Raw genomic sequence first — 21066 nt, forward strand, 5'->3', positions numbered from 1 at the left:
TCATGAGCCGTTCCGCCCACCCCGCCGGGCCCCGCTACGCCGACGTCCTTCCCGAGGGTCACTACGTGGCGCCGCCCACCGACCTCAACGAGCTCGACCCCCGCGTCTGGTCCCGGACCGTCGCCCGTGGCGACGACGGCGTCGTCACCGTCGGTGGGATGGACGTCAAGCGGCTCGCCGAGGAGTTCGGCACGCCCGCCTACATCCTCGACGAGGACGACTTCCGGGCGCGGTGCCGCGCCTGGCGGGACGCCTTCGGGCCCGACGCCGATGTCTTCTACGCCGGGAAGGCGTTCCTCTCCCGCGCCGTCGTCCGCTGGCTGCACGAGGAGAACCTCAACCTCGACGTCTGCTCCGGCGGCGAGCTCGCCACCGCGCTCGACGCCGGGATGCCCGCCGAGCGCATCGCCCTCCACGGCAACAACAAGTCCACCGACGAGATCACCCGCGCCGTCGACGCCGGCGTGGGCCGGATCGTCGTCGACTCCTTCCAGGAGATCGTGCGCGTCGCGCACATCGCCGAGCGGCTCGGCAAGCGCCAGGGCGTGCTGATCCGGGTGACGGTCGGCGTCGAGGCGCACACCCACGAGTTCATCGCCACCGCCCACGAGGACCAGAAGTTCGGGATCCCGCTGGCCGGCGGGCAGGCCGCCGAGGCCGTGCGCAGGGCGCTCAAGCTCGACGGGCTGGAGCTCCTCGGCATCCACTCCCACATCGGCTCGCAGATCTTCGACACCTCCGGCTTCGAGGTCGCCGCCCACCGCGTCGTCGGGCTCCTGCGGCAGGTCCGCGACGAGCACGGCGTCGAGCTGCCCGAGATCGACCTCGGCGGCGGCCTCGGCATCGCCTACACCGCCGACGACGACCCGCGCGAGCCGCACGAGATCGCCGTCGCCCTGCGCGAGATCGTCACCCGCGAGTGCGGCGCCGCCGGGCTCGCCGTGCCCCGGATCTCCGTCGAGCCCGGCCGCGCCATCGTCGGCCCCACCGCCTTCACGCTCTACGAGGTCGGCACCACCAAGGAACTGCCCGGACTGCGGACGTACGTCAGCGTCGACGGCGGCATGTCCGACAACATCCGCACCGCGCTCTACGACGCCGACTACTCCGTCGCCCTCGTCTCCCGCGTCTCCACTGCCGAACCGATGCTCTCCCGCGTCGTCGGCAAGCACTGCGAGAGCGGCGACATCGTCGTACGGGACGCCTTCCTCCCCGCCGACGTGGCCCCCGGTGACCTCCTCGCCGTCCCCGCCACCGGCGCCTACTGCCGCTCCATGGCGAGCAACTACAACCACGCGCTGCGCCCCCCGGTCGTCGCCGTCCGGGACGGCGGGGCGCGAGTGATCGTCCGGCGGGAGACGGAGGAGGACCTCCTCCGTCTCGACGTCGGCTGACGAAAAAAACCGGAAACAGAAGAAAAAATCCTGGGTGACATCGGTCTCGGATACTGGACGGGGAGGCATTCCCCGTCCAGTGGGTGAGACTGTGGGTCAACCAAAGGTGTATTGAGAAACGAGGTCGGATGATGCGTACGCGTCCGCTGAAGGTGGCGCTGCTGGGCTGTGGAGTCGTCGGCTCTGAGGTGACGCGCATCATGACGACGCACGCGGACGACCTCGCGCAGCGCATCGGGGCGCCCGTCGAGCTCGTCGGCATCGCCGTGCGCCGTCCCGACCGGGTTCGCGAAGGGGTGCCGCAGGAGCTGATCACCACCGACGCCACCGCCCTCGTCAAACGCGGCGACATCGACGTCGTCATCGAGGTCATCGGCGGCATCGAGCCCGCGCGCTCCCTCATCACCACCGCCTTCGAGCACGGCGCCGGCGTCGTCTCCGCCAACAAGGCGCTCCTCGCGCAGGACGGCGCCGCCCTGCACGCCGCCGCCGAGCGGCATGGCGTGGACCTCTACTACGAGGCGGCCGTCGCCGGCGCCATCCCGCTGGTCCGGCCGCTGCGCGAGTCCCTCGCCGGCGACCGGGTCAACCGGGTGCTCGGCATCGTCAACGGCACCACCAACTTCATCCTCGACAAGATGGACTCGAGCGGCGCGGGCTACTCCGAGGCGCTCGACGAGGCCACCGCGCTCGGCTACGCCGAGGCCGACCCGACCGCCGACGTCGAGGGCTTCGACGCCGCCGCGAAGGCCGCGATCCTCGCCGGCATCGCCTTCCACACCCGGGTGCGGCTGGACGACGTCCATCGCGAGGGCATGACGGAGGTCACCGCCGCGGACTTCGCCTCCGCGAAGCAGATGGGCTGCACCATCAAGCTCCTCGCCATCTGCGAGCGGGCCGCCGACGGGAAGTCCGTCTCCGCCCGCGTCCACCCCGCGATGATCCCGCTGACCCACCCGCTGGCGTCGGTGCGCGAGGCCTACAACGCCGTCTTCATCGAGGCGGACGCGGCCGGCCAGCTGATGTTCTACGGCCCGGGCGCGGGCGGCGCGCCGACCGCCTCCGCCGTCCTCGGCGACCTCGTCGCCGTCTGCCGCAACAAGGTCGCCGAGGCCACCGGCCCCGGCGAGTCCGCCTACACGCGCCTGCCGGTCTCCGCCATGGGCGAGGTGGTCACCCGCTACCACATCAGCCTCGACGTGGCCGACAAGCCGGGTGTGCTGGCCCAGGTCGCCACGGTCTTCGCCGAGCACGGCGTCTCCATCGACACGGTCCGCCAGCAGGGCAAGGACGGCGAGGCATCCCTCGTCGTCGTCACCCACCGGGCCACCGACGCGGCCCTGTCGGCCACGGTCGAGGCCCTCCGCAAGCTGGACACGGTGCGCGACGTGGCCAGCATCATGCGGGTCGAGGGTGAGTAAGGCGAGCAAGGCGTCAGGCGAAGCAGGGAACAAGGGATAACGAGAGCAATGTCTGCCAACAACAGCCGTCCCGCCGCCTCCGGCACCCACCAGTGGCGCGGCATCATCGAGGAATACCGCGACCGTCTTCCGGTCACCGCCGACACCCCCGTCGTCACCCTGCGGGAGGGCGGCACCCCGCTCGTCCCCGCCCAGGTGCTCTCCGAGCTCACGGGCTGCGAGGTCCACCTCAAGGTCGAGGGCGCCAACCCCACCGGGTCCTTCAAGGACCGCGGCATGACCATGGCCATCACCCGGGCGAAGGAAGAGGGAGCGCGCGCGGTCATCTGCGCCTCCACGGGCAACACCTCCGCCTCCGCCGCCGCCTACGCCGTACGGGCCGGCATGGTCTGCGCCGTCCTGGTGCCCCAGGGCAAGATCGCCCTGGGGAAGATGGGGCAGGCGCTCGTCCACGGCGCCCGCATCCTCCAGGTCGACGGCAACTTCGACGACTGCCTGACGCTGGCGCGCGGGCTCTCCGAGAACTACCCCGTGGCGCTGGTGAATTCGGTCAACCCGGTGCGCATCGAGGGGCAGAAGACGGCCGCGTTCGAGATCGTGGACGCGCTGGGCGACGCCCCGGACATTCATGTGCTTCCCGTGGGCAACGCGGGCAACATCACGGCCTACTGGCGTGGATACCGCGAGTACGCGGCCGACAAGGTCTCGACGCACAACCCGCGGATGTGGGGATTCCAGGCTTCCGGTTCCGCGCCCATCGTGCGGGGCGAGCCGGTGAAGGAGCCGCACACCATCGCCACGGCCATCCGGATCGGCAACCCGGCGTCCTGGCAGTACGCGGAGGCCGCGCGGGACGAGTCCGGTGGGCTGATCGACGAAGTGACCGACCGACAGATTCTCGCGGCCTACCGGATGTTGGCGTCGCGGGAGGGCGTTTTCGTCGAGCCGGCGTCCGCGGCGTCGGTCGCCGGGCTGCTCAAGGCCGCCGAGCTGGGGCTCGTCGATCCTGGGCAGAAGATCGTGTGTACGGTCACCGGGAACGGGCTCAAGGATCCTGACTGGGCGGTGGCGGGGGCGCCGCAGCCGCTTACCGTTCCGGTGGATGCCGGGGTCGCTGCGCGGGAGCTCGGGCTCGTCTGACGCCCGGTGGGGGCGGGCGGGTGTGGTGCGGGCCGGTGTTCCGGTGTGCCCACCCCCCCAGCTACCGCTGGGAGGTGCCCCCAGCCCTGCGGAACGATTGCCCACACCTTGTGCATAACCGACAGATGCACAGGTAGCAGTGCGACACGCATCGTGCGCCTCCTGTGCGCCCTATGTCGCCACTGAACCTTCCTTCGATAGGCTGTGTTCACTCCGCCCCGTCGCTGACCGTGCCGTCCCCACGCGGTATCGCTGTCGCGGCCCTTGCGGATGTCGCATGCCATCAACCACGGCCACACCAAGGAGAGTCATCGAGCGATGGCCGGTCCCGCCTTCCGCGCCGCCGCCGTCCGAGTGCGCACCCCCGCCACCAGCGCCAATCTCGGTCCCGGCTTCGACGCCCTCGGCCTGTCCCTGGGTCTCTACGACGATGTCGTGGTCCGGGTGGCGGAATCGGGGCTCCACATCGACATCGCCGGTGAGGGCGCCGAAACCCTCCCGCGCGACGAGAGTCACCTGCTCGTACGGTCCCTGCGCACCACCTTCGACCTGCTCGGCGGCCAGCCGCGCGGCCTGGAGGTCGTCTGCGCCAACCGCATTCCGCACGGCCGGGGTCTCGGCTCCTCCTCCGCCGCCATCTGCGCGGGCATCGTCGCCGCCCGCGCGGTGACCATAGGCGGGGCCGAGAAGCTCGACGACGCGGCCATGCTGGAGCTGGCCACCGAGATCGAGGGCCACCCGGACAACGTCGCGGCCTGTCTGCTGGGCGGGTTCACCCTCGCCTGGATGGAATCGGGGGTGGCGCGGGCCATTCGGATGGACCCGGCGGATTCCATCGTTCCGGTGGTCTTCGTACCGTCGGCCGCCGTGCTCACGGAGACCGCGCGGGGCCTGTTGCCGCGCAGCGTCCCCCATGTGGACGCGGCCGCCAACGCCGGGCGTGCCGCACTCCTCGTCGAGGCCCTGACCAGGCGTCCCGAGCTGCTGCTGCCGGCCACCGAGGACCGGCTCCACCAGGAGTACCGCGCTCCGGCGATGCCGGAGAGCGTGGCCCTGGTCAACCGACTGCGGGCGGACGGCGTCCCCGCGGTCATCTCCGGCGCGGGCCCCACGGTGCTCGCGCTGGTCGAGGACGGTGCGGCCGACAAGGTCGCACGGCTGGCGGGCGAGGGATGGGCGGCGAACCGCCTGGCCCTCGACTCCGGGGGGACGAGCGTGCTGCCGCTCGCCTGACCAGCGGCGAAAAAGCGGCGCCCGGGGCGTCCAGGGGGTGTCCCGGGCCAGGAAAAAAACACGATTGCCGGTCTTGGAGAGGGGGAATGTTCGTGGGATCCGGTAGTGTTAACCTCAAGTCTGCACCCGAAGCCACATCGGCTCGGTGCTCTGTGTCCCGATCAGGGACCGCTTTTCTTCCGGGAGCCTCCCCAACTGCCTGAGCAGCCTGCCTGAGCAGTTTCGAGCACGCTCCGGAATCGGCGTGGGCGACATGAGTGAAGCGTTATGTCGTGCCCTTCCCTCATTCTTCACGCCGGTAGCAACGCACTGATTTCTTCCGCCGTGACAACCGGCGGACCACCGCCCCGGCCCGGTCCGCGACGAAGGACCGCAGCCGGACAGCACAACCGGTCGCCGAGCCAAGACAGGCCGACGCCCGCTCCAGGGAAGGACCCCTTCGTGAGCGACACCACCGATCTGATGGGCGTGAACGCCGACAGCTCCGTCGGCAATGCCTCCGCGCCCGCCACGGACGCTCCCGCCGCGCCCGCCACCGGTGCTGCCACCGCCCCCAAGCGGCGCCGCTCGGGCACCGGCCTCGACGCCATGGTCCTGGCCGAGCTCCAGCAGCTCGCTTCCGGCCTCGGCATCAAGGGCACCGCGCGGATGCGCAAAGGCCAGCTGATCGAGGTCATCAAGGAGAGGCAGGCCGGCGCCGCCGCGCCCGCCAAGACCGAGGCCGCCGCGGCGGCGGCCGAGGCCAAGCCGAAGCGCCGTGCGACCTCCCGTGCCCGTACGGGCGAGGCCGCGGCCGAGAAGCCCGCCGAGAAGGCTGCCCAGCAGCAGATCGAGATCCCGGGCCAGCCGGGTGGGGACGAGGCCCCGGCCGGTGAGCGCCGTCGTCGGCGTGCCACCGCCCCCGCGGGCAGCCCCGAGCAGGCCGCCGCCGAGGCCCGTACCGAGGTCAAGGCCGAGGTCCGCGTCGAGGAGCGCGCCGAGGCCAAGGCCGAGGCCGCCGTCGACACCGCCGAGGGCAAGGCCAAGGGCGAGCGCCAGGACCGTGCCGAGCGCGGCCAGAAGGGCGAGCGCCGTGAGCGTGGCGAGCGCGGTGAGCGCGGGGAGCGCCGTGAGCGCGACCGCCGTGGCAACCGCGAGGGCGACGCCGGCCAGCAGGGCGCGGGCCGTCAGCAGCAGCAGCGCGGCGACCGCGGCCCCCAGGGCGGCCCGCAGGACGAGGACGACTTCGACGGTGGCCGTCGTGGCCGTCGCGGCCGCTACCGCGACCGTCGTGGCCGTCGTGGCCGTGAGGAGTTCGGCGCCGGTGAGCCGCAGGTCGCCGACGACGACGTGCTGATCCCCGTCGCGGGCATCCTCGACATCCTCGACAACTACGCCTTCATCCGGACCTCCGGCTACCTGCCGGGCCCGAACGACGTCTACGTCTCCCTGGCCCAGGTCCGCAAGAACGGCCTGCGCAAGGGCGACCACGTCACCGGCGCGGTCCGGCAGCCGAAGGACGGCGAGCGCCGCGAGAAGTTCAACGCGCTCGTCCGCCTGGACTCGGTCAACGGCATGGCGCCCGAGACCGGCCGCGGCCGCCCCGAGTTCGGCAAGCTCACCCCGCTCTACCCGCAGGACCGTATGCGGCTGGAGACGGACCCGGGCGTGCTGACGACCCGCATCATCGACCTGGTCGCCCCCATCGGCAAGGGCCAGCGCGGTCTGATCGTGGCCCCGCCGAAGACCGGCAAGACCATGATCATGCAGGCGATCGCCAACGCGATCACCACCAACAACCCCGAGTGCCACCTGATGGTCGTCCTGGTCGACGAGCGTCCGGAAGAGGTCACCGACATGCAGCGGTCGGTCAAGGGCGAGGTCATCTCCTCGACCTTCGACCGCCCCGCCGAGGACCACACCACGGTCGCCGAGCTGGCCATCGAGCGCGCCAAGCGCCTCGTGGAGCTGGGTCACGACGTGGTCGTCCTGCTGGACTCGATCACCCGCCTGGGTCGCGCGTACAACCTGGCCGCCCCGGCCTCGGGCCGCATCCTGTCCGGTGGCGTCGACTCCACGGCCCTCTACCCGCCGAAGAAGTTCTTCGGTGCCGCGCGCAACATCGAGGACGGCGGCTCGCTGACCATCCTGGCCACCGCGCTGGTCGAGACCGGCTCGCGGATGGACGAGGTGATCTTCGAGGAGTTCAAGGGCACCGGCAACATGGAGCTCAAGCTCGACCGGAAGCTCTCGGACAAGCGCATCTTCCCGGCCGTGGACGTGGACGCCTCCAGCACCCGCAAGGAGGAGATCCTGCTGGGCGGCGAGGAGCTGTCCATCGTCTGGAAGCTCCGCCGGGTGCTCCACGCGCTGGACTCGCAGCAGGCCATCGAGCTGCTCCTCGACAAGATGAAGCAGACGAAGTCCAACGCCGAGTTCCTGATGCAGATCGCCAAGACCACGCCGTCGCCGGCCAACGGCAACGACTGATCCTCGGCGACCGCCGTCAGGGCCTCACGGGCCCGCGGAACCTCCCCCGTCACCTTCGTGACGAGGGAGGTTCCGTTTTTTGTGATCTTCCCGTGACCTTTTGAGACATGCGCCACAGCCGGACGCCGCCGAAATGGCCGGAACAGGCGCCCCCGGAATGACCGAAATCCCAGGTGGCAGTGGGCGGAACGCGATCACACGGCGCACTTTCGCCACAGGTTTTCTAAGACGGTCCTCAGATTCCGCTGTGCAACCCTGGCGCAGACTTCCCCGTCAACCAGCAGGGGGCGAACGTACAGCGAAGGACTGAGGAGCGCATGGCCGACGACAGCAGGGGTTCGCGGGCTTCGCACCGCCGCCGTGCAGGGGGCAAGCGTGGCCGCCGCCGCAAGCCTCCCGTGCGCCGCAAGGGCCGCCGAATAGCCGCCTGGAGCGCCGGCGCCCTGGTGCTGCTCGGCGGCACCGGCGCGGGGTTCCTCTACTTCAAGCTCAACGGCAACCTCAGCAGCGTCGACATCAACGGCGCGCTGGGCAAGAACCGGCCCCAGAACATCGACAACGGCTCGATGGACATCCTGGTCCTCGGCTCCGACTCCCGGGCCGGCGCCAACAACAAGTACGGCCGGGACGAGGGCAGCTCCCGCTCCGACACGGCGATGATCGTCCACGTCTACGCGGGTCACCAGAAGGCCAGCGTCGTCTCCATCCCGCGCGACACCATCGTCTCGCGCCCCGAGTGCGCGACCCCGGGCGGCAAGACGGCCCCGGCGGTCAAGCGCGAGCAGTTCAACGAGGCGTACTCGATCGGCGGCGCCGTCTGCGCGGTCAAGACCGTCGAGGCGATGACCGACATCCGCATGGACCACTACATGGAGGTCGACTTCGCCGGCTTCCAGAAGCTGATCGACAACCTGGGCGGCGTGGAGGTCACCACCACCAAGCCCATCAACGACAAGTGGAGCCACCTCAAGCTGGACGCGGGCACCCACAAGCTCAACGGCGAGCAGTCCCTCGGCCTCGTCCGCACCCGCCACGGCGTGGGCGACGGCAGCGACCTCGGCCGGATCAAGCTCCAGCAGGCCTTCATCAAGGCGCTGATCAACCAGGTGAAGTCCATCGGCCTGTTCACCAGCCCCACCAAGCTCTACGGCATCGCCGACGCCGCCACCAAGTCGCTGACCACCGACAAGGACCTGGCCTCCGTCGACAAGCTCTACGGCTTCGCGGGCAGCCTCAAGGGCATCAGCTCGGACAACATGCACATGGTGACCCTCCCCGTGGGTCCCGACCCCCGCGACCAGGACCGCGTGGTCCCGCTCACGGAGCAGTCCACGCTCCTCTGGCAGGCGCTGAAGAACGACCAGGAGATCCCCGAGGCGGCCGTCAAGGACGGCGACGGAGCGAAGACACAGGCCGACGGCGTGGTCAAGTAGCCCCGGCACGCCCCGCCGGCCCCCCGTCCGAGCTGCGGGAATATCCGGCGGCCACCCCCCGTTTTGGGGGATACGGCCAGTACTGGCAGACTGGTACGTCGGCCCCGGTTCACGTACGGCAATCCCGCCTGTGCGACCCGGAGCCCTCCCGAACCTAGGAGAACCCCTTGAAGCGCGACATCCACCCGGAGTACGTGGAGACCCAGGTCAGCTGCACCTGTGGCGCCTCCTTCACCACCCGTAGCACCATCGGCGCCGGCAACATCCGCGCCGAGGTCTGCTCCGAGTGCCACCCGTTCTACACGGGCAAGCAGAAGATCCTCGACACCGGTGGCCGTGTGGCGCGGTTCGAGGCCCGCTTCGGCAAGCAGGCCGCGGCCAAGTAGCGACCCGCAGGCGCCGGTCCTCGGGCGTCCAGTTCACCCTGGGCGCCCGGACCGGCGCTTTGTCGTCCAGCAGGCCCGTCACTTCCAGCAGCTAGGGAAACTTGATGTTCGAGGCAGTCGAGGAACTGATCGGCGAGCACGCCGACCTCGAGAAGCGGCTCGCCGACCCCGCCGTGTTCGCGGACCAGGCCAACGCCCGCAAGCTCAACAAGCGCTACGCCGAGCTGACCCCGATCGTCGGCACCTACCGCGCCTGGAAGCAGGCCGGCGAGGACATCGGGACGGCGCGCGAGCTCGCCGCCGAGGACCCCGACTTCGCCGCCGAGGTGAAGGAGCTGGAGCGCGGCCGCGAGGAGCTCACCGAGAAGCTCCGCCTGCTGCTGGTCCCGCGCGACCCCAGCGACGACAAGGACGTCATCCTCGAGGTCAAGGCCGGCGCCGGCGGCGACGAGTCCGCGCTCTTCGCGGGCGACCTCCTGCGGATGTACCTGCGCTACGCCGAGCGCGTCGGCTGGAAGACCGAGATCATCGACTCCACCGAGTCCGAGCTCGGCGGCTACAAGGACGTCCAGGTCGCCATCAAGACCAAGGGCGGCAACGGCGCCACCGAGCCCGGCCAGGGCGTCTGGGCCCGGCTGAAGTACGAGGGCGGCGTCCACCGCGTCCAGCGCGTGCCCGCCACCGAGTCCCAGGGCCGGATCCACACCTCCGCGGCCGGCGTGCTCGTCACGCCCGAGGCCGAGGAGGTCGACGTCGAGATCAATATGAACGATCTCCGCATCGACGTCTACCGCTCCTCCGGCCCCGGCGGCCAGTCCGTGAACACCACCGACTCCGCCGTGCGCATCACCCACCTGCCCACCGGTGTGGTCGCCTCCTGCCAGAACGAGAAGAGCCAGCTCCAGAACAAGGAGCAGGCCCTGCGCATCCTGCGCTCCCGGCTGCTGGCCGCCGCCCAGGAGAAGGCCGAGGCCGAGGCCGCCGACGCGCGCCGCAGCCAGGTGCGCACCGTCGACCGTTCCGAGAAGATCCGCACCTACAACTTCCCGGAAAACCGCATTTCGGACCACCGTGTCGGTTTCAAGGCGTACAACTTGGACCAGGTGCTCGACGGCGAGCTGGACGCGGTCATCCAGGCGTGCGTCGACGCCGACTCGGCGGCGAAGCTCGCCGCCAACCAGTAATCTCCGCCCCGACCGCACGCCCCGCCGACCCGGCGCCCGACAAGAAGTGAGGAAGGCCCAGTGAACCTGCTGCTCGCCGAGGTGGCCCAGGCCACCCAGCGGCTGGCCGACGCCGGCGTACCTTCCCCCCGCTTCGACGCGGAGGAACTCGCCGCGTTCGTCCACGGCGTCAAGCGGGGGGAGCTCCACAACGTCAAGGACGCCGACTTCGACGCCCGGTACTGGGAGGCCGTCGCGCGCCGTGAGGCCCGTGAGCCGCTCCAGCACATCACCGGGCGGGCCTTCTTCCGCTATCTGGAGCTCCAGGTCGGCCCCGGCGTCTTCGTGCCCCGCCCCGAGACCGAGTCGGTCGTCGGCTGGGCCATAGACGCCGTACGGGCCATGGACGTCGTCGAGCCCCTGATCGTCGACCTGTGCACGGGCTCCGGCGCCATCGCGCTCGCTCTCGCGCAGGAGGTGCCGCGCTCGCGCGTGCACGCCGTGGAGCTGGACGAGTCCGCCCACTCCTGGGCCCGCAAGAACACCGAGGGCAGCCGCGTCCAGCTTCACCAGGGCAACGCCCTGACGGCCCTGCCCGAGCTGGACGGCCAGGTCGACCTGGTCATCTCCAACCCGCCGTACATCCCGCTCACCGAGTGGGAGTACGTCGCCCCCGAAGCCCGCGACTACGACCCCGAACTCGCCCTGTTCTCCGGCGAGGACGGCCTGGACACCATCCGCGGCCTGGAGCGCACCGCGCACCGGCTGCTGCGTCCCGGCGGCGTCGTCGTCATCGAGCACGCCGACACCCAGGGCGGCCAGGTGCCGTGGATCTTCACCGAGGAGCGGGGCTGGGCCGACGCGGCCGACCACCCCGACCTCAACAACCGGCCCCGCTTCGCGACCGCCCGCAAGGCGACGCCCTGATGGTCCCGGCGGCCGTCACCGGCGAACGACACCAGACAGAGAATCCGTACGAGGAGGTCCGTTAGATGGCACGGCGATACGACTGCAGCGACGCGACCGACCGCAAGACCGGTCTGCGCGAAGCGGCCGCCGCGGTCCGCCGCGGCGAGCTGGTCGTGCTGCCCACCGACACCGTCTACGGCATCGGTGCGGACGCCTTCAGCCGCGAGGCCGTCGGCGACCTCCTGCACGCCAAGGGCCGGGGCCGGGGCATGCCCTCGCCCGTCCTCGTCGGCTCCCCGAACACCCTCCACGGCCTGGTCACCGACTTCTCCGAGCAGGCGTGGGAGCTCGTCGACGCCTTCTGGCCCGGCGCCCTCACCCTCGTCGCCAAGCACCAGCCGTCGCTGACCTGGGACCTCGGCGAGACCCGCGGCACCGTCGCGGTCCGGATGCCGCTGCACCCGGTGGCCATCGAGCTGCTGAGCGAGTTCGGGCCCATGGCCGTCTCCAGCGCCAACCTCACCGGTCACCCCGCGCCGCAGACCTGCGACGCCGCCCAGGACATGCTGGGCGACTCGGTCTCCGTCTACCTCGACGGCGGCCCGACCCCCGCCGACGTGCCGTCCTCCATCGTGGACGTCACCGGCAAGGTGCCCGTCCTGCTGCGCGCCGGCGCCATCAGCGCCGAGCAGCTCCGCGAGGTGGTACCCGACCTCGAGGTGTCCAATTGATCGCCCCGCAGGGGCGTGGCATAGCGGGACCGGACACTTCCACCGACACCTTCCGCATCCTCCACGTCAGCACCGGCAACGTCTGCCGCTCGCCCATCACCGAGCGGCTGACCCGCCATGCCCTCACCCGCCGGCTCGGCGACCCCTACGGGGGCGGCCTGGTGGTGGAGAGCGCGGGTACCTGGGGTCACGAGGGCGCTCCCATGGAGGCCCACGCGGCCACCGTCCTGGCCGACCTCGGCGCGGATCCGCACGGCTTCATCGGCCGTGAGCTCCTCGACGAGCACGTCATCCGCGCCGACCTGGTCCTGACCGCCACCCGCGACCACCGTGCCCAGGTCATCTCCATGGGGCACTCGGCGGGCCTGCGCACCTTCACGCTGAAGGAGTTCACCCGGCTGGTGCGGGCCATAGACCCCACGACCCTCCCGGACCCCGAGCGGGCCGGCGGGGTGGTCGAGCGCGCCCGCGCCCTGGTGCAGGCCGCCGCCGCCCTGCGCGGCTGGCTGCTGGCGCCCAACGCGGAGGCCGACGAGGTGTACGACCCCTACGGCGCCCCGATCACCTTCTTCCGCTCCATCGGCGACGAGATCAACCAGGCGCTCGACCCGGTCGTCACCGCGCTCACGGGAGTCTCCACCCGGGCCTGAGCGGGGGTGGCACGCCCGCCGCGCGAGAGACAAGCTCACAATCGGACAAATCGCCCGATCGCGGGCCTACAGTGGGTCCTGAGACCGTCGCGCCGCACAGCCCGGAGCCAGCGATGACCATCAGCCCCACGCCCACCAGGGACGCCGGCACGTCCCGTGCCACCGCGACCGGGGCACGGTCCCCGGCGCTCCCCGCCTGGGGACGCGGTTTCGCCGCGCTCACCCGCACCGACCCCGAACTCGCCGGGCTCCTCCTCGCCGAGGCCGAGCGCCAGGCGACCGGGCTTCAGCTCATCGCCGCCGAGAACTTCACCTCCCCGGCCGTCCTCGCCGCCCTCGGCTCCCCGCTCACCAACAAGTACGCCGAGGGCTACCCCGGCGCCCGCCACCACGGCGGCTGCGAGCTCGTCGACCTCGCCGAGCGCACCGCCGTCGAACGCGCCAGGGCCCTCTTCGGCGCCGAGCACGCCAACGTCCAGCCGCACTCCGGCACCGCCGCCGTCCTCGCCGCCTACGCGGCCCTGCTGCGCCCCGGCGACACGGTCCTGGCCATGGCCCTGCGGGAGGGCGGCCACCTCACCCACGGCTCGCCCGCCAACTTCTCCGGCCGCTGGTTCGACTTCGCCGGCTACGGCACCGACCCGGACACCGGCCTCATCGACTACGCGGAGCTGCGCGCCCTGGCGCGCGAGCGGCGGCCCCGCGCCATCGTCTGCGGCTCGACGTCCTACCCCCGTCACCCGGACTACGCGGCGTTCCGCGAGATCGCCGACGAGGTGGGCGCGTATCTGATCGTCGACGCCGCGCACCCCATGGGGCTGATCGCCGGGGGAGCGGCCCCCAGCCCCGTCCCGTACGCCGACATCGTCTGCGGCACCACCCACAAGGTGCTGCGCGGGCCGCGCGGCGGGCTGCTGCTGTGCGGCGCCCGGCTCGCGGACCGGGTGGACCGGGCGGTCTTCCCGTTCAGCCAGGGCGGCGCGCAGATGAACACCGTCGCGGCGAAGGCCGTCGCCTTCGGCGAGGCCATGGCGCCGTCCTTCACCGACTACGTCCACCGGGTCACGGGCAACGCCCGGGTGCTGGCCGGGGCGCTGGCCGCCGAGGGGCCGCGCGTGGTCACCGGGGGCACCGACACCCACCTGGTCGTCGCGGACGTCTCCCCGCTGGCCCTGGAGGCCGCCACGGCTCGCAGGAGGCTCGCGGCGGCGGGGATGGTCCTGGATGTCTGCGGGCTCTCTCCCGGGCCCGCACGCGGCCTGCGGATGGGCACGGCGGCCGTCACCACCCAGGGGATGGGCGCGGCCGAGATGGAGCGCGTCGCGGCCCTCCTGGGGGCCGCCCTGCGCGGCGACCGCCCCGAGGGCCGGCTGCGGATGGAGGTGGCCGAGCTGGTCGCCGACTTTCCGCCGTACCGCGCGGGAGGATGAGGCCGGCGGCCCGCGAGGTGATCCACAACGTGCCCAGTTGTGATCATTTGCAACCGGGGCCGGGCACCCTACGTCTTCCCCTCCGTTCACGGTTCGGGGGCGGACCCGAATATGGTGTGAGGCTGTGATGTCCAGCGCTATCCCTGGGGCAGCCCGTGCGTGAATACCTGCTGACGTTGTGCGTCACCGCGGCGGTCACCTACCTGCTGACGGGCCCGGTGCGGAAGTTCGCGATCGTGGCCGGCGCCATGCCGGAGATCCGCGCGCGCGACGTCCACCGGGAACCGACGCCGCGGCTCGGCGGTATCGCGATGTTCGGCGGGCTGTGCGCGGGCCTGCTCATGGCCGCCCACCTGTCCAACCTCAAGTCCGTCTTCGAGCTCTCCAACGAGCCGCGGGCCCTGCTCTCCGGCGCCGGGCTCATCTGGATCCTCGGCGTGCTGGACGACAAGTGGGGCGTGGACGCCCTGGTGAAGCTGGGCGGTCAGATGATCGCCGCGGGCGTGATGGTGCTCCAGGGCCTGACGATCCTGTGGATCCCCGTGCCCGGCGTGGGCTCCGTCTCGCTGACACCGATGCAGGGCACGCTGCTGACGGTCGCGCTGGTGGTGATCACCATCAACGCCGTGAACTTCGTCGACGGCCTCGACGGCCTGGCCTCGGGCATGGTGTGCATCGCCGCGGCCGCGTTCTTCATGTACGCCTACCGGCTCTGGTTCGGGCACGGCCTGGAGGCCGCCGCCCCCGCGACGCTCTTCGCCGCCGTGCTGATGGGCATGTGCCTGGGCTTCCTGCCGCACAACATGCACCCCGCGCGGATCTTCATGGGCGACTCCGGCTCGATGCTCATCGGCCTGGTCATGGCCGCCGGCGCCATCTCCATCACGGGGCAGGTCGACCCCGACGCCCTCAAGCTGTGGGCGGGCTCGGAGCGGGCCGCCATCCAGGCGATGGTGCCGGTCTACATCCCCCTGCTGCTGCCGCTGACGGTGATCGCGGTGCCGGTGGCCGACCTGCTGCTGGCGATCGTGCGGCGCACCTGGAAGGGGCAGTCGCCCTTCGCCGCCGACCGGGGGCACCTCCACCACCGGCTGCTGGAGCTCGGCCACTCGCACAGCCGGGCCGTGTTCATCATGTACTTCTGGTCGGCGCTGATCGGCTTCGGCACGGTGGCCTACTCGGTGAACTCGGCGAGCGTCTGGGTCCTGCTGCTGATCGTCGCCCTGAGCGCGATGGGCCTGGTGCTGCTGCTGATGCCGCGCTTCACGCCGCGGGCGCCCAGGTGGGCGGAGCGGTTCGTTCCGCCGCGCTACCGGCGGCGCAAGACCGTCGCTGCGGTGCCCGTGGCGACGGTGGAGGACCGCGGCGAGGAGGAGCCGGTGCCCGCCGGGCTGCACGGGGCGACGGCCATCGGCGACCGGTCGCGTTTCGCCCACGCCCGGAAGATCGGCAGCAACCACTGAGGTCGCCTGGGGGCGCCGCATTAGCAGAGATCCACTGGCTCCGTCAGCCCCATGACCAGGTGCTTGACCCCTGCGTGTGACATGCGGCACACGATGTAGGTAAAGACCTCATCAAATAGTTTGTGATACCGTTCACGAAACCCTTGGTAGAGCCGAAGGACCGTAGTGCGACGGCCCTTCAGTCGCGCTGCGCGTCTCATTCCCGGGGATACGCTCGTTCACGACGAATCGTTGCTTCCAACCCTTCGCCGGAGAAACCCTTCATGCAGTCCAACGACGCCCGAACGCTTCTTCAGTGCGCCGTCCCGACCGCCGTTGTCGGCCTGGTCGCCGTCGCCGTCAGCGCCGCGGTCGCCGGCGGCAAGGGTGGGCTCGGCGCTGCCATCGGCGTGCTCCTCACCGGTGCCGTCATGGCGACGGGGCTGGTCATCCTGAATCGCACCGCGCGGCATCTGCCCCACCTGTTCCAGGCCATGGGCATGCTGCTCTACACGACACAGATCCTGCTCGTCGCCATTTTCCTTCTGGCGTTCAAGGACACGACGCTCTTCAACACCAAGAGTTTTGCCTTCTCGCTGCTCGCCGCGACCCTCGTGTGGATCGGGGCCCAGGCGCGTGCCTACATGAAGGCGAAGATCCTTTACGTCGATCCCGAGTCCGGAGACGCCAAGAAGTCCGCTCCGGCCGGGTCGACGTCATGACCGGTAGGGCCGGGATAAACGCTCGTGTGCTCACCTGCTATCGTCCGGTGCCATCTGAGGTGCAGCGGACGCAGGCAGCCGAATCCCCGGGTCCCACGGGTTCGAATCGGCTTCCCGTGCAGCTGGCGCCTGCGATGACCGCCGGCTCGTGGCCGGCCTGCCGCACCCCTATCCGTAAGTCCAGTCCAGTGCCGTTCCGTGGCTGCACGCCGCGCCGACACAACGAGGTTGCCGTACCTATGCGCCACGCTGAAGGAGCTCGCGGTGAGTGCTGACCAGACGCTGCTCGCCTTCGAGACCGATTGCCACATCTTCGAAGGGTGCGGCTTCCCGGCCCCGGGCCTCCACTCGTTCGTCTTCGAGCCGCTTTTCAAGATCGGCGGTTTCGAGTTCAACAAGCCGATGCTGCTGGCCATCCTCGGCTCGCTCGTCGTCGTGGGGTTCTTCTGGGCGGCGTTCGGCAAGGCCAAGGTGGTCCCGGGCAAGCTGCAGATGATCGGTGAGACGGGCTACGACTTCGTCCGCCGGGGAATCGTCTACGAGGCGCTCGGAAAGAAGCAGGGCGACAAGTACGTCCCCTTCATGGTCTCGCTGTTCTTCTTCGTCTGGATCATGAACATCTGGTCGATCATTCCGGTGGCTTCGTTCCCGGTGACATCGATCATTGCCTACCCGGCCGGCCTGGCCCTGGTCGTCTACGTGATGTGGGTCTTCCTGACCTTCAAGAAGCACGGTTTCACGGGCGGCTGGAAGAACATCACCGGCTACAACAAGGAGCTGGGCTGGGTCCTCCCGCTGATCGTGGTGATCGAGGCCCTGTCGAACCTGATCATCCGGCCCTTCACCCACGCGGTCCGGCTCTTCGCCAACATGTTCGCCGGTCACCTGCTCATCGTGATGTTCACGATCGCCAGCTGGTACCTGCTGAACGGCATCGGCATCGCCTACGCGGGCGCGTCGCTCCTGATGACGATCGCGATGACCGCCTTCGAGCTCTTCATCCAGGCAGTCCAGGCGTACATCTTCGTCCTCCTGGCCACCAGCTACATCCAGGGCGCGCTCTCCGAGCACCACTGAGCCAGCCCGCTCCCCGCCCACAATCCACACAGACGTCCGGTGGCCAACCCCCACCGGTCCGTGAAAGAGAAGGAAGAACCGGCATGTCCGCTCTCCAGACCCTCGCCTCCGCCGACGCCTTCACCGGCAGCGCCAGCGCGATCGGCTACGGCCTGGCCGCCATCGGCCCGGGCGTCGGCGTCGGCATCATCTTCGGCAACGGCACGCAGGCCCTGGCCCGTCAGCCCGAGGCGGCCGGCCTGATCCGCACCAACCAGATCATGGGTTTCGCCTTCTGTGAGGCGCTCGCCCTGATCGGCATCGTCATGGGCTTCGTGTTCAAGTAAACCGACCCAGTAGCGACAACCCTTTTCGACGAAAGGCACTGATGTGTACGCCCTGACGCACCTGGCGTCCGAGGAGATGGAGAACCCTCTCCTCCCGCCGATGCCAGAGCTCATCATCGGCCTGATCGCCTTCCTCATCGTCTTCGGGTTCCTCGGCAAGAAGCTCCTCCCGAACATCAACAAGGTTCTGGAGGAGCGCCGGGCGGCCATCGAGGGCGGCATGGAGAAGGCCGAGGCCGCCCAGGCCGAGGCTCAGCAGGTTCTCGAGGACTACCGGGCCCAGCTCGCCGACGCCCGCCACGAGGCCGCGCGTCTGCGCCAGGAGGCGCAGGAGCAGGGCGTCGCGCTGATCGCCGAGATGCGGTCCGAGGGTCAGCGGCAGCGTGAGGAAATCATCGCCGCCGGTCACGCCCAGGTCGAGGCCGACCGCAAGTCCGCCGCCGCCGCGCTGCGCCAGGACGTCGGCCAGCTGGCCATCGACCTGGCCGGCAAGGTCGTCGGCGAGTCCCTCACCGACGCCGGACGCCAGAGCCGCACCATCGACCGCTTCCTCGACTCGCTCGAGGTCAAGGCGGCCGACGAGACGAAGGCCGAGGCCCGCCGATGAGCCTTGCGAGCCGGGAGGCCCTGGCCTCCGCACGGGAGCGCCTCGACGCGCTGGCGGACAACACCGCCGTCGACGCGGCCAAGCTCGCCGACGAGCTGGCGGCCGTCACCGCGCTGCTCGACCGCGAGGTCTCGCTGCGTCGTGTCCTCACCGACCCGGCGCAGACCGGCGAGGCCAAGGCCGACCTGGCCCGGCGCCTGCTGGGCGGCCAGGTCGGCGGCGAGTGCGCCGACCTGGTGGCCGGCATGGTCCGCTCCCGCTGGTCGCGCTCGCGCGACCTGGTGGACGCGATCGAGGAGCTGGCCAGCGGTGCCGAGCTCATCGCCGCCGAGCGCGCCGGTGACCTGGACGACGTCGAGGACGAGCTGTTCCGCTTCGGCCGGATCGTCGCGTCGAACCCGGATCTGCGCGCCGCGCTGACCGACAAGGTCGCGGACAAGGCCGCCAAGGCGACCCTGCTGCGCGAGCTGCTGGGCGGCCGGGCCAACCCGGTCACCGAGCGCCTGGTCGTCCGACTGGTGACCGTGCCGCGTGGCCGTAGCCTGGAAGGCGGGCTCAACGCCCTCTCCAAGCTGGCCGCCGACCGCCGTGACCGGATGGTCGCGGAGGTCGTCTCCGCGGTGCCGCTGACCGATCAGCAGAAGCAGCGCCTCGGTGACGCGCTCGCCAAGCTGTACGGGCGACGCGTCCACCTGAACCTGGACATCGACCCCGAGGTCCTCGGTGGTGTCCAGGTGCGGATCGGCGACGAGGTCATCAACGGCACCATCGCGGACCGGCTCGCCGACGCGAGCCGCCGCATGGCCGGCTGACCAGCCACCAACTCAAGAGCAAACTGACGGCCCGAGTTGGGTCGACGGTGTCCTCTGGGGGCCCAGAGCAGCGCGGCTGCTGTGGGAGAACGTCCCCAGACCCCCAGAATTACTTCGGGCCCAACAAGGAGAGCAGGGAACCCAAATGGCGGAGCTCACGATCCGGCCGGAGGAGATCCGGGACGCACTGGAGAACTTTGTCCAGGCGTACAAGCCGGACGCGGCCTCGCGCGAGGAGGTCGGTACGGTCAGCCTTGCCGGCGACGGCATCGCGAAGGTCGAGGGTCTTCCCTCGGCCATGGCGAACGAGCTGCTGCGGTTCGAGGACGGCACCCTCGGTCTCGCCCTCAACCTCGAGGAGCGCGAGATCGGTGCGGTCGTCCTCGGCGAGTTCAGCGGCATCGAGGAGGGCCAGCCGGTGCAGCGCACCGGTGAGGTGCTCTCCGTCGCGGTCGGCGAGGGTTACCTCGGCCGCGTCGTCGACCCGCTGGGCAACCCGATCGACGGCCTCGGCGAGATCACCGGCATCGAGGGCCGCCGCGCCCTCGAGCTGCAGGCCCCCGGCGTCATGGTCCGCAAGTCGGTCCACGAGCCGATGGAGACCGGCTACAAGGCCGTCGACGCGATGACCCCGGTCGGCCGCGGTCAGCGTCAGCTGATCATCGGTGACCGTCAGACCGGCAAGACCGCGCTGGCCATCGACACGATCATCAACCAGCGCGACAACTGGCGTTCGGGCGACCCGAACAAGCAGGTCCGCTGCATCTACGTCGCCATCGGCCAGAAGGGCTCCACCATCGCGTCCGTGCGCGGTGCCCTGGAGGAGGCCGGCGCCCTGGAGTACACGACGATCGTCGCGGCTCCGGCGTCCGACCCGGCCGGCTTCAAGTACCTCGCGCCGTACACCGGCTCGGCCATCGGCCAGCACTGGATGTACCAGGGCAAGCACGTCCTGATCGTCTTCGACGACCTGTCGAAGCAGGCCGACGCCTACCGTGCCGTCTCCCTGCTGCTGCGCCGCCCGCCGGGCCGTGAGGCCTACCCGGGTGACGTCTTCTACCTGCACTCGCGTCTGCTGGAGCGCTGCGCCAAGCTCTCCGACGACATGGGCGCCGGTTCGATGACCGGTCTGCCGATCGTCGAGACCAAGGCGAACGACGTGTCGGCGTTCATCCCGACCAACGTCATCTCCATCACCGACGGCCAGTGCTTCCTGGAGTCGGACCTCTTCAACGCCGGTCAGCGCCCCGCGCTGAACGTCGGTATCTCGGTCTCCCGTGTCGGTGGCTCCGCCCAGCACAAGGCCATGAAGCAGGTCTCCGGCCGCCTCCGTGTGGACCTCGCCCAGTTCCGTGAGCTGGAGGCGTTCGCCGCCTTCGGTTCCGACCTGGACGCGGCCTCCAAGGCCGCCCTGGAGCGCGGTAAGCGCATGGTCGAGCTGCTGAAGCAGGGCCAGTACGCCCCGTACGCCACCGAGGACCAGGTCGTCTCGATCTGGGCCGGCACCACCGGCAAGATGGACGATGTCCCGGTCGAGGACATCCGTCGCTTCGAGCGCGAGCTGCTGGACCACCTCCACCGCGAGAACAAGGGTCTGATGACCTCGATCCGCGAGGGCGGCAAGATGTCCGACGACACCCTGCAGGCCGTCGGCGACGCCATCGCGTCCTTCAAGCAGCAGTTCGAGACCTCGGACGGCAAGCTGCTGGGCGAGGGCTGAG

The 21066-nt window shown here is 70.4% G+C and carries 19 protein-coding genes; all 19 read left to right on the top strand.

All coding sequences use genetic code 11. The features are described from left to right. The first annotated feature begins 2 nt into the window (after positions 1-2). The 19 genes from lysA (at position 3) to atpA (ending at position 21065) form a co-directional block, all read left to right on the top strand. The gene (lysA, locus tag EKH77_RS22160) at positions 3-1394 is read left to right on the top strand and encodes a diaminopimelate decarboxylase (RefSeq protein WP_126916073.1); all 1392 of its coding nucleotides are present in this window, start codon (positions 3-5) and stop codon (positions 1392-1394) included. Positions 1395-1522: 128 nt separating this feature from the next. Beyond that, complete coding sequence (locus EKH77_RS22165; RefSeq protein WP_126916074.1) at positions 1523-2815, top strand: homoserine dehydrogenase; 1293 nt, start codon at positions 1523-1525, stop codon at positions 2813-2815. A 48-nt stretch (positions 2816-2863) separates the two neighbouring features. Next, positions 2864-3955, top strand: coding sequence for a threonine synthase (gene thrC, locus EKH77_RS22170; protein ID WP_126916075.1), 1092 nt, complete (start codon positions 2864-2866; stop codon positions 3953-3955). 318 nt (positions 3956-4273) lie between these two features. After that, entirely contained in the window at positions 4274-5188 is a 915-nt protein-coding gene (gene thrB, locus EKH77_RS22175; protein ID WP_126916076.1) for a homoserine kinase, read from the top strand. A 441-nt stretch (positions 5189-5629) separates the two neighbouring features. Beyond that, entirely contained in the window at positions 5630-7657 is a 2028-nt protein-coding gene (gene rho / locus EKH77_RS22180) for a transcription termination factor Rho (RefSeq protein ID WP_126916077.1), read from the top strand. A 317-nt stretch (positions 7658-7974) separates the two neighbouring features. Then, entirely contained in the window at positions 7975-9090 is a 1116-nt protein-coding gene (locus EKH77_RS22185; protein ID WP_126916078.1) for an LCP family protein, read from the top strand. Positions 9091-9257: 167 nt separating this feature from the next. Then, a complete protein-coding gene (gene rpmE, locus EKH77_RS22190; protein ID WP_126916079.1) occupies positions 9258-9476 on the top strand; it encodes a 50S ribosomal protein L31 in 219 nt (72 codons plus the stop codon). A 104-nt stretch (positions 9477-9580) separates the two neighbouring features. After that, on the top strand, positions 9581-10660 hold the full coding sequence (gene prfA / locus EKH77_RS22195) for a peptide chain release factor 1 (RefSeq protein WP_126916080.1): 1080 nt from the start codon (positions 9581-9583) through the stop codon (positions 10658-10660). A gap of 60 nt (positions 10661-10720) precedes the next feature. Further along, complete coding sequence (gene prmC, locus EKH77_RS22200) at positions 10721-11566, top strand: peptide chain release factor N(5)-glutamine methyltransferase (protein WP_126916081.1); 846 nt, start codon at positions 10721-10723, stop codon at positions 11564-11566. A 65-nt stretch (positions 11567-11631) separates the two neighbouring features. Then, complete coding sequence (locus EKH77_RS22205; RefSeq protein ID WP_126916082.1) at positions 11632-12279, top strand: L-threonylcarbamoyladenylate synthase; 648 nt, start codon at positions 11632-11634, stop codon at positions 12277-12279. Beyond that, positions 12276-12929, top strand: a complete 654-nt coding sequence (locus EKH77_RS22210; RefSeq protein ID WP_126916083.1) for a protein-tyrosine-phosphatase — start codon at positions 12276-12278, stop codon at positions 12927-12929. The genes EKH77_RS22205 and EKH77_RS22210 overlap by 4 nt, the downstream gene beginning before the upstream one ends. 113 nt (positions 12930-13042) lie before the next feature. Further along, a complete protein-coding gene (gene glyA, locus EKH77_RS22215) occupies positions 13043-14359 on the top strand; it encodes a serine hydroxymethyltransferase (RefSeq protein ID WP_126916084.1) in 1317 nt (438 codons plus the stop codon). A 155-nt stretch (positions 14360-14514) separates the two neighbouring features. Further along, positions 14515-15822, top strand: coding sequence for an MraY family glycosyltransferase (locus tag EKH77_RS22220; protein ID WP_240667479.1), 1308 nt, complete (start codon positions 14515-14517; stop codon positions 15820-15822). 263 nt (positions 15823-16085) lie between these two features. Continuing rightward, positions 16086-16523 (top strand): hypothetical protein, encoded by a 438-nt coding sequence (locus EKH77_RS22225; RefSeq protein WP_126916086.1) that lies wholly within the window; start codon positions 16086-16088, stop codon positions 16521-16523. Positions 16524-16787: 264 nt separating this feature from the next. Beyond that, the gene (gene atpB / locus EKH77_RS22230) at positions 16788-17600 is read left to right on the top strand and encodes a F0F1 ATP synthase subunit A (RefSeq protein WP_240667480.1); all 813 of its coding nucleotides are present in this window, start codon (positions 16788-16790) and stop codon (positions 17598-17600) included. An 83-nt stretch (positions 17601-17683) separates the two neighbouring features. Further along, positions 17684-17926 (top strand): ATP synthase F0 subunit C, encoded by a 243-nt coding sequence (gene atpE, locus EKH77_RS22235; RefSeq protein ID WP_030280712.1) that lies wholly within the window; start codon positions 17684-17686, stop codon positions 17924-17926. A 43-nt stretch (positions 17927-17969) separates the two neighbouring features. Continuing rightward, positions 17970-18533: a F0F1 ATP synthase subunit B gene (locus EKH77_RS22240; protein ID WP_206279899.1), complete on the top strand. Its 564-nt coding sequence runs from the start codon at positions 17970-17972 to the stop codon at positions 18531-18533. Further along, entirely contained in the window at positions 18530-19345 is an 816-nt protein-coding gene (locus EKH77_RS22245) for a F0F1 ATP synthase subunit delta (RefSeq protein ID WP_126916087.1), read from the top strand. Before EKH77_RS22240 ends, EKH77_RS22245 begins: the two co-directional genes overlap by 4 nt. A 145-nt stretch (positions 19346-19490) precedes the next feature. Then, positions 19491-21065, top strand: a complete 1575-nt coding sequence (atpA, locus tag EKH77_RS22250; protein ID WP_126916088.1) for a F0F1 ATP synthase subunit alpha — start codon at positions 19491-19493, stop codon at positions 21063-21065. Position 21066 lies beyond the last annotated feature (1 nt).

The sequence above is a fragment of the Streptomyces luteoverticillatus genome (genome assembly GCF_003970715.1).
GTDB lineage: Bacteria > Actinomycetota > Actinomycetes > Streptomycetales > Streptomycetaceae > Streptomyces > Streptomyces abikoensis.

Excerpts from the sequence above, each read along its gene's own strand:
- EKH77_RS22185 (WP_126916078.1), top strand. The coding sequence starts at position 7,975 with ATGGCCGACGACAGCAGGGGTTCGCGGGCTTCGCACCGCCGCCGTGCA.
- EKH77_RS22205 (WP_126916082.1), top strand. The coding sequence starts at position 11,632 with ATGGCACGGCGATACGACTGCAGCGACGCGACCGACCGCAAGACCGGT.
- thrC (WP_126916075.1), top strand. The coding sequence starts at position 2,864 with ATGTCTGCCAACAACAGCCGTCCCGCCGCCTCCGGCACCCACCAGTGG.
- lysA (WP_126916073.1), top strand. The coding sequence starts at position 3 with ATGAGCCGTTCCGCCCACCCCGCCGGGCCCCGCTACGCCGACGTCCTT.
- prfA (WP_126916080.1), top strand. The coding sequence starts at position 9,581 with ATGTTCGAGGCAGTCGAGGAACTGATCGGCGAGCACGCCGACCTCGAG.
- glyA (WP_126916084.1), top strand. The coding sequence starts at position 13,043 with ATGACCATCAGCCCCACGCCCACCAGGGACGCCGGCACGTCCCGTGCC.
- EKH77_RS22165 (WP_126916074.1), top strand. The coding sequence starts at position 1,523 with ATGATGCGTACGCGTCCGCTGAAGGTGGCGCTGCTGGGCTGTGGAGTC.
- EKH77_RS22245 (WP_126916087.1), top strand. The coding sequence starts at position 18,530 with ATGAGCCTTGCGAGCCGGGAGGCCCTGGCCTCCGCACGGGAGCGCCTC.
- atpE (WP_030280712.1), top strand. The coding sequence starts at position 17,684 with ATGTCCGCTCTCCAGACCCTCGCCTCCGCCGACGCCTTCACCGGCAGC.
- EKH77_RS22225 (WP_126916086.1), top strand. The coding sequence starts at position 16,086 with ATGCAGTCCAACGACGCCCGAACGCTTCTTCAGTGCGCCGTCCCGACC.
- thrB (WP_126916076.1), top strand. The coding sequence starts at position 4,274 with ATGGCCGGTCCCGCCTTCCGCGCCGCCGCCGTCCGAGTGCGCACCCCC.
- atpA (WP_126916088.1), top strand. The coding sequence starts at position 19,491 with ATGGCGGAGCTCACGATCCGGCCGGAGGAGATCCGGGACGCACTGGAG.